Origin of the sequence: Clostridium sp. UMB9555A (assembly GCF_030222355.1) — a bacterium.
GTDB lineage: Bacteria > Bacillota > Clostridia > Clostridiales > Clostridiaceae > Sarcina > Sarcina perfringens.
In genome coordinates, this window is sequence record NZ_JASORQ010000002.1 from 390,345 (window position 1) to 405,101 (window position 14,757).

Annotated in this window: 9 protein-coding genes and 1 riboswitch; of the genes, 1 reads left to right on the forward strand and 8 read right to left on the reverse strand. The window is 27.4% G+C overall.

Going from position 1 to position 14,757, the window contains the following annotated elements:
* Positions 1 to 160: 160 nt before the first annotated feature.
* The 8 genes from QP548_RS07090 to QP548_RS07125 all read right to left on the reverse strand — a co-directional run bounded on the left by QP548_RS07090 (position 161) and on the right by QP548_RS07125 (position 13,322).
* Positions 161 to 1,744, reverse strand: a complete 1,584-nt coding sequence (locus QP548_RS07090; RefSeq protein WP_061427404.1) for a family 20 glycosylhydrolase — start codon at positions 1,742 to 1,744, stop codon at positions 161 to 163.
* 301 nt (positions 1,745 to 2,045) lie between these two features.
* Positions 2,046 to 2,807, reverse strand: coding sequence for an SDR family NAD(P)-dependent oxidoreductase (locus QP548_RS07095; RefSeq protein ID WP_061427402.1), 762 nt, complete (start codon positions 2,805 to 2,807; stop codon positions 2,046 to 2,048).
* A gap of 109 nt (positions 2,808 to 2,916) precedes the next feature.
* Complete coding sequence (gene mgtA, locus QP548_RS07100; protein WP_061427400.1) at positions 2,917 to 5,586, reverse strand: magnesium-translocating P-type ATPase; 2,670 nt, start codon at positions 5,584 to 5,586, stop codon at positions 2,917 to 2,919.
* Positions 5,587 to 5,911: 325 nt separating this feature from the next.
* Positions 5,912 to 6,070, reverse strand: a riboswitch (M-box (ykoK) riboswitch).
* Positions 6,071 to 6,166: 96 nt separating this feature from the next.
* Complete coding sequence (locus tag QP548_RS07105) at positions 6,167 to 6,850, reverse strand: hypothetical protein (RefSeq protein WP_061427398.1); 684 nt, start codon at positions 6,848 to 6,850, stop codon at positions 6,167 to 6,169.
* Positions 6,851 to 6,864: 14 nt separating this feature from the next.
* Complete coding sequence (locus tag QP548_RS07110; protein WP_061427396.1) at positions 6,865 to 7,551, reverse strand: pseudouridine synthase; 687 nt, start codon at positions 7,549 to 7,551, stop codon at positions 6,865 to 6,867.
* A 218-nt stretch (positions 7,552 to 7,769) separates the two neighbouring features.
* Positions 7,770 to 8,438 carry a DUF3592 domain-containing protein gene (locus tag QP548_RS07115; protein WP_061427394.1) on the reverse strand — a complete coding sequence of 223 codons (669 nt, stop codon included), beginning with the start codon at positions 8,436 to 8,438 and terminating at the stop codon, positions 7,770 to 7,772.
* 496 nt (positions 8,439 to 8,934) lie between these two features.
* On the reverse strand, positions 8,935 to 12,138 hold the full coding sequence (locus tag QP548_RS07120; protein WP_061427393.1) for a DEAD/DEAH box helicase: 3,204 nt from the start codon (positions 12,136 to 12,138) through the stop codon (positions 8,935 to 8,937).
* A 236-nt stretch (positions 12,139 to 12,374) separates the two neighbouring features.
* A complete protein-coding gene (locus tag QP548_RS07125; RefSeq protein ID WP_061427390.1) occupies positions 12,375 to 13,322 on the reverse strand; it encodes a hypothetical protein in 948 nt (315 codons plus the stop codon).
* A 168-nt stretch (positions 13,323 to 13,490) separates the two neighbouring features.
* Here QP548_RS07125 and QP548_RS07130 point away from each other — a divergent pair, with 168 nt between their 5' ends.
* A complete protein-coding gene (locus tag QP548_RS07130; protein ID WP_061427388.1) occupies positions 13,491 to 14,738 on the forward strand; it encodes a hypothetical protein in 1,248 nt (415 codons plus the stop codon).
* The last annotated feature ends 19 nt before the right edge of the window (positions 14,739 to 14,757 follow it).

Here is a 14,757-nt window from a genome sequence, read left to right on the forward strand (position 1 = left end):
TCACCATATTAAATTTTAAAATTTTACTAAAAAATTATAAATTAATAAAAAAAATTGTTAAAAATCAATCTTTATTTAGAGTTTATTTTCATTTTTTACTATAAATAAAATAAAAACTATGAAATCAATTAAAATTCCATAGTTTTTAAATTTAACTTTTTTAAATACTTTCTTTAAAGTAATTTATCCCTTGATTTCTAAGCCTAATTTCTTGTGATTTAAGTCTTTCTCTGTATTCATTCCAATTTCTATTATCTTTTGGTGTCCATCCTATCTCTGAATAACCTATTAATCTTGGATATATCATATAATCCATTTCAGAAACAGTTGAAATTGTCTCTGTCCATAAAGGAGCTTCTATACCTAAAATCAAATTTTTTGGAGCAAAGTCTGTTGGATCCCAATTATATGCATCCTCAACTGAAATATATCCTGCCCAATCTAATCCATAAGGAGCATCCTTATTATACTTCATATCCAAATATGTTTTTCTAGCAATGGAAATAACCATTTTCATATTCTTCTTCCTAGCCTCTTCATTAGAATCCTTCCAATTTTGAAGAACTGTACTAGAATCTATATTAGGAGAAGTATCTATTGGGTCCCATCCTATAGGTATTTTTTCATACTTTTGAGCTATTTTTGAAACCCTTCCTACAAAGTAATCATAATCTTCTTTTTTGGTGCTATCAGCCTCATCTCCTCCTATATGTATATATTTAGAAGGTGAAATAGCACTTACTTCTTTTATTACATCTTCAATAAACTCATAAGTCTTTTCACTATTTGTCATAAGTGTACTAAATCCAACCTTAGTTCCTGTATAAAGAGGCTTTCTTTGCCCATCAGGATTTAAAAAACCATATGAGGCCAATGCCGCATTTACATGTCCTGGCATATCAAACTCTGGAATAATTTCAATATATCTATTTTGAGCATAATTTATTAAATCTTTAAATTCCTCTTGAGTATAATATCCTCCTTTTCCACCACCAACTTCAGTTGTTCCTCCAATCGCAGTTAATTCAGGCCATTTTTTTATTTCTAATCTCCATCCTTGATCATCACTTAGATGAATATGTAACTTGTTTATTTTATATTGTGAAGCTATATCTATTTGACGTTTCAAATCCTCAATAGTAAAAAAGTGCCTTGCTACATCTATCATAAGTCCTCTATATTCATATTCTGGTTTATCTAAAATATTAACTAATGGAATACTCCATTCTATTCCAGGTGTAATTGATTTATTTGTAATTTCAGGAGGCAACATTTGTTTTAAAGTTTGAATTCCTCTAAAAATCCCTTCTGGTTTATTTCCTATTATCTCTATTCTATCTTCTGATGAATTTATTTTGTAACCTTCATTTCCTAAATCATCATTATTTTCTACAGTAGTAAAAAAAATAGATTTTTCATTATTAGGTTCTCCCTCTAAAACTTTTATTTCAAATCCGCTTACCTCTTTTATAGTAGCTGCAAAATTTCCTGCTATATTATACAGTTCTTCGGTTTCACCAATGTCTTTTCCTTTAACATAAATTGATATTCCATTTTCAATTTTAAATATTCCACCTCTTGGTTCATATAGCAATGGCTTAGGAACAATAGTATTCTCTATATTTCCATTTTGTAATCCTACCACCTTAATAGTTTCCTGTGCCTCTGGAAATATTACATATGCGAAAAGTAAAACAGCTATGGTTAGCATAATATAAGTAATATTAAATCTTGATTTTCTCATTATATTTAACCTCACTTTTTATTCTTTTATTTATCTTATTCCCTTAAATTTTTCATAATATGTAATATCTAAATAATTAATAAATTCACTAAATTTATTATCACCTAATTTTAAATTCTATCTAAAATAAACTCTTGAATTCTAAATAATAAGCAATAATCATCTTTTTATGAAATCTAATTGAATTTCTATTTTAAATATATAAAAAATTAAGGATACTTATTTTTAAATAAGTATCCTTAATATACAACTAACAAATAATTTACCTTATTAAATCTCTATATATATTAATTTGTAAATATTAGATTACTACAGCTCCATCTACAGATAATATTTCTCCACTTATATAACTTGCCATATCAGAGGCTAAGAATAAGAAAGCATTTGCTATGTCTTCTGGTTCTCCAACTCTCCCTAGAGGTATATTTTGAGCTATTTGATCTACTAATTTCTTATCTAAAGCGGCAACCATATCTGTAGCAATAATTCCAGGGGCTACAGCATTTACCCTTATTCCATCATTTCCAAGTTCTCTTGCTAAAGACTTTGTTAATCCATTTACTGCAAACTTAGATGTAGGATATCCTACTCCTGTTTTTTGTCCATATAAACTTACAACAGAACTAGTATTTAAAATCACTCCATATTTTTTATTTTTCATTATTTCTGAAACAGCTTTTGTGCAATTAAAAATAGCCTTCACATTAATATCAATTATCTTTGAAAAATCCTCATCACTTTGGGTATATATTGACTTATTATCACTAACTCCTGCATTATTTATAAGTATATCTATAGTTCCCCATTTCTCTAAAACCTTATCTACCATTTCTTTTACTTCATTACTATCTAATAAGTTAGGATAAAATCCAAGTGCATCATAATTAGGATTAATATGATTTAATTCTTTTAAGGCCTTATCTACAGTTTCCTTTCTTGAACCACATAAAGCAACCTTAGCACCATAGTCTAGAAATCTTTTTACAGTAGAAAATCCTATTCCTCTAGTACCTCCTGTTACTATAACCACCTTATTTTTTATGCTTTTTGATAAAATATCCATTCTTATCACCTCTTATACATAATATATATTTAATAATTCTCTTATTTATATAATAGTACAATGTATATAAATATTATTCTAAATAAGTAAATAAAATTATATACATTTTCTATAGTAACTCTCCATGGTGTTTTCTAAATACACTCTTCATTATTGTTGCAAGAACCATATAGCATACTACTATTCCTAACAACCAAGGGAAATAAGTATATGGCAATCTACTCATGCCTAATGAATTTCCTAAAAAAGTGTAAGGAATAACTGTTCCAATAATTATTGATAAGGTTGTAATTGCTAATACTGGTAATGATGCAATACTTTCTATAAATGGAAGTTTAGGTGTACGAATCATGTGTATAACAAGGGTTTGAGACCATAAGCTCTCAACAAACCATCCTGTATTAAATACTGAAATAAATAATAAATTATCTACGCCAGGTGCACCATAATGTCCTCCTGCAACGCTTGGACAAATTATGAAAAACATAATAATATAAGTTACTATATCAAAAACTGAACTTGTAGGACCTATCCATATCATAAACTTACCTATTGAGGAAGCATCCCATTTTCTAGGCTTTCTTAAATAATCCTCGTCCATATTATCCCATGGAATTGAAATACAAGAAATATCATAGATTAAATTTAATGCTAGTATTTGAATAGGTAACATTGGCAAGAATGGTAAGAATACACTTGCTATAACTACAGATAACATATTTCCAAAGTTAGAACTTGCAGTCATTTTAATGTATTTAATTATATTTCCAAAGGTTCTTCTTCCTTCAATAACCCCTTGTTCTAATACCATAAGATCCTTTTGTAAAAGTATTATATCTGCAGATTCTTTAGCAATGTCAACTGCTGTATCCACTGAAATTCCTACATCTGCTTCACACATTGCTGCTGCATCATTAATTCCATCTCCCATAAAACCAACAGTATGTCCATTTTCACGAAGTATTCTAACTATTCTAGCCTTTTGACTTGGACTAAGCTTTGCAAAAACATTAATTTTTTCTACTTTTATCTTTAATTCCTCATCATCCATTTCACTTATTTGTGATCCTAAAAGAATATTTTCTACTTCTATTCCAACTTGTTTGCAAATACATTTTGTAACCCCATCATTATCTCCTGTTAAAACTTTTACTGATACTCCATTTTCATTAAGAGCTTTAATTGCAGATAATGTAGATTCCTTTGGTGGATCTAAAAAAGCAAGATATCCCATTAAAACCATATTAGATTCATCAGCTACTGAAAAAACACCCTCTACAGAAGGATTAGTTTTTTGTGAAACTGCAATGACACGCATACCTTGACTATTTAATCTCTCAACTATTTCTAATATCTCTTTTTTTATTTCCTCTGTTAAACTTTCAACTTTTCCTCTATATTCTACCTTTGAAGAAATTTTTAGCATTTCTTCAACTGCCCCTTTAGTAATTAGTTGAGTTTTACCCTCTTTATCTTTTATTACAACGCTCATTCTTCTTCTATTAAAATCAAAAGGTATTTCATCAACCTTAGTATATTTTTCTTTTAAATAACTAAGATTTAATTTGTTAGCTTCATCTATTATTGCTAAATCCATAAGATTTTTTAATCCTGTTTGGAAAAAGCTATTAAAAAAAGCATGTCTAAGAACTCTTTCATTTTCATTTCCTTGAACATCAAGATGATATTGTAATACAATTTTATCTTCAGTTAGTGTTCCTGTTTTATCAGTACAAAGCACATCCATAGCTCCAAAATTTTGCATTGAATTTAAACTCTTTACAACAGTCTTTTTCTTTGCCATTTTAACGGCACCCTTTGCAAGGTTTGTTGTAACTATCATAGGTAACATTTCTGGAGTTAAACCTACTGCAACTGATAATGCAAATAAAAATGATTCACCCCAATCTCCCTTAGTTAATCCATTTGCAAAAAATACAACTGGCACCATGCACATCATGAATTTAATTAATAACCAAGAAACTGAATTTACTCCTTTTTCAAAACTAGTGACAATTTTGTCATTAGTAATTGTATTTGCCATAGAACCAAAGTAAGTATAATCTCCAGTTGAAATTACAATACAAATAGCAGAGCCACTTATTACATTGCTTCCCATAAAGCCTAGATTTGTACTTTCTAAAGGACCATTTATATTAGAATTTATTTCTTTACTAAACTTTTCAACTGGTTCACTTTCACCTGTTAATGAAGCTTGACTAACAAATAAATCCTTAGAAGATATTATTCTTACATCTGCTGGAATCATATCTCCTGCAGATAAATAAACTATATCTCCTGGTACAATTTGTGAAAGCTCAATTTCTTTTTTACCTATTCTTTCAACTGTAGCTGTTGTTTTTATCATATCCTTTAATTTTTCAGCTGAATTATTAGATTTGCTTTCTTGAACAAACTTTAATATTCCACTAATAGTAACCATTGTGATTATTATTACTACTGTGCTATAGGACCTATCCTTTGGAGCTTGTAAAATAATATCTGTAAATGCTGATATTATTGCAAGAATAAAAAGTACAACTGTAAATGGATTAACAAAGGATTCAATAAGTCTTTTTAAAACTGAATCACCCTTTTCATGTGAAATTACATTTTTGCCATATTTACGAATTCTTCTTTCAACTTCTTCTTTGCTATATCCACTTAAAGTATTTTTCATTTCCTTTAATAAATTTTCTTTGCTCATCTTGCTTGCTTTTATTAATCTTTCATTGATTAAAACTTCACTTATAACTTTTTGTTCTGTTCTCTTTTTCATCCTTCTTACCTCCTAATTTTCTAAATAATTTTTAGGAAGTAAAGACATTGTACAGGACAAAAGTATACTTTTACCTTATTTAATTATATTAAGTTATTGAAAAATGGCAGTAAGAATATGAAATAAAATATTCTTAAGACATTTTTCATAAAAAGTACTTTGCCTGTGACTTCTATGCCTCTACTACTCCCCGTATCCATTACTACCACCTCAACTTTCTTAAAATAATTTCAAATAATTTTTGATTTAAATATAAAAATCCTCACCTAAAATTAGGTAAGGATTAAATTCAAACAAAATAAAACTATAAACAAAAAATTTGCTTAAGTATAATATCGTTCAAGTTTTAGCTTCACTGGGCAATGAAATTGCATTAGATTATGCCTTGTTTCTCGACATAGCCTGCTAACCTTCTCATAGTGTCTCCACTATTTTGCGGCAGCAATCCGTATCCCGGTGGTAACCTCACCTACCGATTAATATTCTATTATTAATTTCATTCTATGCAATAAATTTCAAAGTGTCAACCCTACAAATTATTTTAATAAATACATTTTTCTAGTTTATCTTAAACTTTACATTATTTTATTAAAATTTTATGAGACTTCTTATTCCTTTTAATAAAATTATCCGAAATAATAATATAAACTAATAAAAACATAAATGTACCTAATGCACCTATAAAGTCAAACTGTTCCATGGCATACTTCCCTAATATTATTTGATAATAAATCCATAAAAATGAAAATATTAAGCCTGGTGTCCAAAACAACAAATTTAAAACAGGATTTTTTTTCTCCATAATCCACTTTACTTTCCCATCTTCTCCACAAGTAGCCTTAATACAAACAGATAATAAAGCAAATATTAAAATTTGAAATGCTAGTAACATGTAATTAATTCTATTTAAAAGATATTTTTTATCATTTATAATTAAAAGATTATAATCTTTAGAAGAATATTTAACTTTCACTTCATCTCCAACAAAGTCAACTAAATCTTTATCAATTTTATTTAACTTTGCAGGAACATCAATCTCTTGTCCTTCAACCTTTATTCTTACAATTGGAGTATATGATTTTGATTTAGATCTTCCCGAATTAATCTTTTCATCAAAAGTTATTAACTTTCCTGTTGTTTCTACTCCTTTAAATTCAAGATAAGCAATTTTATATAAATCAGATGCAATTGTATAAATAATTAGTACACACACTAAACTTACAACTAACTTTAAAAACCACACTTTAACTTTATTATTTTCCATTATTATCCTCTCAATTATTTTATAAGTTTTTTCAAAATCTCAATTTCTTCCCTATTTATATGTCTCCACTTCCCATATCCTATGTCTTCAAGAGTTATATTAAGAATTCTAATTCTCTCTAACTTAACCACATTAAAGCCAAAAACCTTACTCATTCTTCTTATTTGTCTATTTAACCCTTGAGTTAATATTATTGAATAGGTATTTTCATTTATTCTCTTTAGTTTACAAGGTTTTGTTACTTGTCCTAATATTTCAACACCATGCTCCATCTTTTCAATAAAATCATCATAAAAAGGTTGATCTAAGGTTACTATATATTCCTTTTCATGGTTATTTTCTGCTGCTAAAACTTCATTTGCTAAATCTCCATCATTAGTTAAAATTATTAATCCTTGTGAATCCTTATCTAGCCGTCCTATTGGAAAAACATAGTCATCTATCCCTAAATAATCTATTATATTATTTTTAACTTCTTCTGCAGCAGTACACACAACTCCTACAGGCTTATTAAGTGCTATATAAATCTTTTCCTTTGGAACTAAGGGTTTCCCATCTAAAAATATTTCATCACTTAATTCAACCCATTGCCCTTCAATACATGGCTTGCCATTAACAATAACTCTTCCCTCTCTAATAATTTTATTAGTTTCTTTTCTAGAGCATATCCCAAAATTGCTAAAAAGCTTGTTTATTCTCATTAGTAATTATAAACATTCCTTCCTAAAGTCAAATTCTTATTTATATTGGTTCTAAATTCATCTGATTAATTATAACAGAATTAATGAATAACTTTCAAAACTAATATACAGAAAAAATATGTAAAAATTAAAGGAACTAACATAATTTATTAGTTCCTAAAAATCAAGTTAGTTAACATTAATTTTAAATTAACTATTCAAAGAATTTATAATAAAATCTAACCCCAATAATTATTTTTTATTTTAAGAAAATTAACTATTCCCAATAGATATACTCCTATTATCAACAAAGATAATATTAAGGTTCCCGAAGTAAAACCTAACCCATTATATTTTAATGTAATAAAGCCATAGTAAAAACTGAGAAATGTCCCTATAACTCCTGGCAATCCTGAAATCAAAAATATTATTTTATTTTTTGTAGGAACATTAAAGGTTAATTCTCTTCCTCTATATGTTTCTACAGACATTTGACTTAGCATAACCATTAATAAAAAAGAGCCAACAACTACTAAAGAATTAGATATCTCATATAACCAAAATAGTTTATCATCTATTATTACCTTAGATGGAGTATTTTTCAAGTAACTAACCTTAACATCTAATCCTATTATATCTAATTCTTCATTTAAGGAATTCATTGTTACAGGAACCTGTACAATTTCCTTTCCATCAAAAAATTCAATTATAGGGATATACTTATAAGAACTCCCTCTTCCACTTCTGCTACTTCTTTGAATAAAATCATATGCAACTATTTTTGCCTCTGCAATTTCTCCCTTAGCTTTAATATACAGTAACTCCATTACTGGATTTAAGGAGTTTAAAACAAAAACAACTCCAAATATAAGAAATATTATCCCACTATTTTTTCTTTCTAATTTCATAAATTTCCCCTTTTCATATTCAAGTATAATTTTAATAGTACTATTTCCCTCTTACTACTATTAAAATTCTGTTATCTATAAATCCCTTAGAATTCCCTAAATAATAGTTTCTTTCTAAGATAAAATTATCCTTTTTTTCTTTAGTAAAAATATTTATTTTAACCAAATTTTAAAAATTAGTTTATATATTGCAAATAGTAGTTTATAATGTAATTATAGTATATTTAAATTTTAATAACATACTTTAGGAACGTATGGTTATACTATAAACTTTTCGGATTTTCTGTTAGCCTGTTTTTTATATTGTATTTTTAGAGTAAACAACCTTCTTTGCTTTAAAAATAACTTGGATGATTTTTATGTATAAATAAGATTAATTTTAGTCTTATTTCTTTAAACTCTCTAACTTGGTTTGCCACCAACTACAGATAATAGTAAGATTAGAAAAAAAGCTAAGGTGCTTAAACATCTTAGCTTTTTTTCTTTTATTAAATACTTACTCAAATAATTTACTAATTTCTTCTTCCGTAAGGCGTTTTAATCCCTTACCATCCATAGTTTTTCCATCCATTAAACTTTGAATAAGTTCTCTTTTATCCTCCTGCATTAATACTATTTTTTCCTCAATAGTATCCTTTGCAACTAACTTTATAACTTCAACTTTATTTTCTTGTCCAAACCTGTGTGCCCTATCTGTAGCTTGGTCTTCTACGGCTGGATTCCACCAAGGATCAAAATGTATAACCACACTGGCAGAGGTTAAGTTTAGTCCAACTCCCCCAGCCTTTAGGGATATTAAAAACACTTTAATATTACTATCTTCATTAAATTTTTTAACTCTCTCTACTCTATCCTTAGCAGAAGTTCCTCCATCTAAGTATAAATAAGAAATATCCTCTTTTTTAAAGTCCTCTTCTATTTTTTTAAGTACTGAAGTAAATTGAGAAAATAGTAAAATCTTCTTTCCTGATTCACTAGCATCTTTTACAATTTCTTTTACCACAGTAAGCTTACTACTTCCTCCAGTATAATCTGGTACAACTAGTGAAGGGTCTAAACAAATTTCTCTTAATTTTGTCAAATAGGAAAATAGATTAATTTTATCTCTTCCACTCTTTTCAGAACTTTTATTTTCATTTAATTGATTCTTTATTGCCTTTACATAGAAACTATATAACTGTTTTTGTTTTCCTTTCATTTCTACTAAGTATTTTTTCTCAAGTTTTTCTGGAAGCTCACTTAAAACATCTTCCTTAAGTCTTCTTAAAATAAAAGGAGTTATTAAGGATTTTAATTCACTTAAATTGCTTTCATCTAAAATAAATCTTTCTCTAAATCTATCTTTAGTAAATAAATATCCAGGCATAACAAAATCAAATATTGACCAAAGCTCCATTAAATTATTCTCTATAGGAGTTCCTGTTAAGGCAATATTGCATCTTGATTTAATATTTTTAACAGATAAAGTTGCTTGCGCTGCTGGATTCTTTATATTCTGAGCCTCATCTATTATACAATAATCAAAACTTAAGTTTTCATAGGCTTTTTCATCATTCTTTAAGGTTCCATAGGTAGTTAATAAAACATCATATTTTTCATAGGATTTTTCTTTTAAATTCTCCTCTCCTATCTTAATACCAAGTCCTCTTTTAAAATCCCTTAAAACCTTATCCCTCTTAGATTTACTACCGTGTACTAATCCAATCCTTATGCTTGGAGCAAACTTTTCAAACTCATCCATCCAGTTATATATAACAGAGGTTGGGACAACTACTATGCTTTTGCTTTTTTTCTGAGATAATAAAAAAGCTATTATTTGAAGGGTTTTACCAAGTCCCATATCATCTGCTAAAACTCCACCAAAACCTAAATCAGTAATTTCATTAATCCATTTAAACCCCTCTTTTTGATAAGGTCTAAGTTCTGCATTTAAAGCTTTTGGAACAAGCTTTCTCTTAAATTCTTTATTTAGAAGCTTTCCTACTATTTCTTGAAGAACATTTCCCCCTTTTATAAAAGAGAGAGTTCTATCCTTTAATTTTTCTTGAATATATAAAACCTTACTCTTATCTATATAGACTTCATTATCTTTTATATTTTCTAGTCCTAAATCTTCTAAGAGATTTAAAAAGTTTACTATACCAGGATCCTCTAAATCTAAATAAACCTTCTTAGTTCTATAAAAGCGGTCTCCCCTTTTCATAGCCTCTATGCTTTCCCTAAGTTCTCTTAATTCAAAATCTCCAAAGTCAAACTTAAGCTTATAGAAATTACTAAGCTCTTTAAGTTCTGATGAAATAAGGGATGAATCTAAAACCTTAAACTCCTTAAGTTCTTCTGATAATAAAACTTCTCCAAGTTCTCTAAGCCTTTTAATTCCCTTAGAGAAAAGCTCATACATTTCCTCTTCACTTCCTATAAAGCAAAAATCTTCTTCTCTCTTTATGAACTTAAATCTTTCAAGTTGAAATTCTATATACTTCTCATTTTTTAAATCTCTTAAAAAGCTATTATCTTTTTCATCTCTTATTAAATCAATAATGTATCCACAATAATCAATTTTTACATTACAATAAATTCTCCCCTTAGTTTTATATAAATTAAAGGTTGTTTTCATAAGTTTTTCTTTGAAAACTCTAATATTTTCATCTAAAACTATATTCTTGCTTATGTTTTTAAGTTCTTCTAATAGACTGCTTAAATTCTCTAAGCTCTTCTTATATGTGATTGTATTATTTTTTATAAACAACTTATGAATTGGAATGTAATATTCTAACTGTCTCTTCCTTGGAAGATATAAGTTTCTATCAAAAAACATAACATCTCCTGAGTTATTTAAAATAACAGGAAATTTCTTATGGTGACTTAATACAAATCCCTCTTTGCCTTCTTTTAAAGTCAGGGCTACTGGAACATTTTCCTTTTTCACCTTAACCTCATAATTAATGGAGTTAAAATTAAAATTTATTTTTTTCTTTTCATCTATTAATTTTAAAAAATCCTTTAAATTATTTTGTTTAAGCCTTAAATATCTTCCACTTATCATGTCCTTATGGCTTGCTACAAATTGAAGAACTCTTTTATCTTCTTCTAAAAACTCATCTTTTAATGGATTATAAGTAAATCCATCATTAAATTTTAAAGGCTTTTTTAAGCTATTTTTATATAAGAAGTCTTTTAAATCCAGTATTAAATTTAAATTTCCTAAACCAATTCTAAACTCACAGTTAAATAAAGTAATTCCCTCTTTTACCATGTGCTTAATATTTATATCTAAAGATAAAAATCGCTTTTCTTTTCCTTTATGTTCCTCATTTTTCTCTTTAACTAATTTAGGCTTATTATTACTTTTTAATTTATTCTTTTGCATCTTCTTCTTTGCTAAGGAATAAAAAACATCATTAGTTGCTGAAATGTGTTTACAAACATAATTTTTTATATGTTTACTATTCTCTTTAAAGGTTTCACAACTACAATTAGTACCAATAATATCACTATTTTGCATATTTATTTTTATGTGTGTATTATAATCCCAGTTTTTATCATCATTTAATACACTTCCATAAATATGATAAATTCCATCTATGCACTTACCCTTAACGTCTTTAACATATGCTTCCTTAATTAACTTTTTACCTTGTTCTCTAGTAAAACTGGAAGTTCGCCTTACTAAGTTCTTCATAAAAATATCTAAGTTCAAAGGCATATCCCTCCTTATTTTCAATAAAATCATTCTAAACTACTTATACCTACTATCTACTCTACTTTTAAATCTATATTATAAAATAATTCAACTAAAAAGTTAATTACTATTTTACCTAAACCTTATTATAAAAAATTTAAAGATAGAGATAAACACATGAAATTACCCCTATCTTCTTAAACTTTTTAATACATTAAACTTATATTTAATTATACTGTTATTAAAATATATTTTTAATTTATCCTCTTTGGAAAACCATTAAACATTTCAAAGGTTTTTCTACTTCGTTCTATAATAGGTTTAAATTCATTTTTATATTGAGCTGGAAACTTATAAGAAAATCCTTTTACTCTATCTCCATCTAAAACTTTTAAACTATACAGAATCTCACCATTTTTTTTAGTATATGAGTAAAACCAATCATCACCACACTTAGATTCTAATACCTCTCCATAACTAGTTTCTTCTTTATAAAGATACTTACTGTCATCATCATTATAATTTTTAAGGTTAACTAAAGAAAACTCGATTAGTCCATCCTTACTTTTAAAAGAAAGTGCTGATTTATCATCTAATTGATAGTTTTTATCTAAAACAACCATATTAGGATATTCAACCATTACCCCTTTTATTATTGCCGTTTCAAAGTAATAACCACTATCTAAACCACCTTGACTAATTGGCTCTTCTCCAACTAAATAACCATAAGTATTTTCAAGCCCTCTAGTATCATCATAATCATTGACAGCTAACTCTAATTTAACTCCACCATTTTCATAATTACCTTTAGTAAAAATTCTTAAGCTCTTATTTTTTTCTCCAAATTTTATGTAACCATCTTCAATATAAGCACCATATCCATCTCTAATAACAGAATCCTTTAAATGATTTTCTCTATTAAATCTATTAGTTTCTAAATATGCATTATCTTCTTCCATATTTGAACTATTATCTATTAAGTCTTGCTCAATATTATGGCTAAATTCTTTATTAGATTTATCTAATAAACTTTCAAAATTTCTTTCTAAAATAAATTTTTCTAAACCAATAGAATTATTTATTTCTAATTCATTTAATTTATCTTCTGAATAGTTCATTAGTTTATTATCTTTGCCAATAATTGTATTAACTACACTACTAATCAATATAGTTATGCTTAATATAATATCTATTATTCTCAAATAAGTCCCCCCTTGGTAATATATATTTTTTCCAAATAGTCTTTTATTAAGTTAATTGTACCATATGATTACAAATAAATGATTATTTTTCTAATTAATGAATACTAAAAACAAAATTTGTAATACTAAAAATATATTAAAATTTGGAAAGGTAGTGATTTATTTATTATGAATCCATTTTTAGAAAAAAGCTCAAAAATTCAAGACTATTTCACAGACTGGAGAAATATTTACGCAAAACCTTATAATAAAAACGAAGTTGATCCTTATACAAAAACTAGAATAATTTTAATGAATGGAGCTGAATTTGAAGCAAACTGGTTTTCTCATCAATTCTCTAGAAATTGTAATAACAATGAACTTAGAAGAGAACTTGCCCTTGCTAGAAGATTAGATAAACAACAACAAATGCTAATTAGTTCACTAAGACCTGCTAATGAAAGTATTTTAGAGACTACTATAAGTTATGAACAATTAGCTGTAGATTTAACTGCTAGACTTGCAAAACGTGAACCTAATGAACATGTAAAAAAAGCTTTAGATTTTGCATTACTTGAGGATTTTGACCATTTATATAGATATTCAGATTTATTATTTATGGAAGAAGGAACAAAAGCAGAAAATCTAGTTGGACATTATACAGAAATTATGCCAGGTAGACCAACTATCGCTCATCATAGATGCCCTAATGATAACATAAGAAACTTTGTTGACTTTAAAACAGCAGACCTTATTACTAAACTAGATATATCAATAATAACTGCGGCAGAACAACAAACTATGAATTACTACATGAATATAGCAGGTTTCTACACTAGTGATATTGGAAGAAATCTTTACCAAGAAATAGGTTTAGTAGAAGAACAACACGTTTCTCACTATGGAAGTCTTCTAGACCCTAACTGTACATGGCTTGAAAATCTACTTATGCATAAATACACTGAGGCATATTTATATTATTCTTGCTATAACTCTGAAGTTGATCCATATATTAAAGGACTATGGGAACAATGCTTCGCTCAGGAAGTTGCTCAATTACATAAAGCTTGTGATCTTCTTAAAAAATATGAAAATAAAGAATGGCAAGAAGTTATTCCAAATGGTGAATTCCCAGAACTTCTAACACTTGGAGAAAATATATCTTACGTTAGAGATATATTAGATAATACTGTTAATAATACAACTATAAAAGATGATTACGTTGATGTAAGTAAATTAGGTCCTGATTCATCATTCCATGAATTCCAAAATAAAGTTAATAAAAATGTTGAAGATGTTCCAAGTCATAAGGTCATAGTTGACTTTATTTCAAAAAATAATGAAGATTATAGATTTGAAACAAAAGAAAATCCAATTGTTGCTTTAAGAGATAGAAAATCTGATAATACTTCTATTGGAAGAACATCTTTAAGTTAGTATGAAATTATAAAAAATT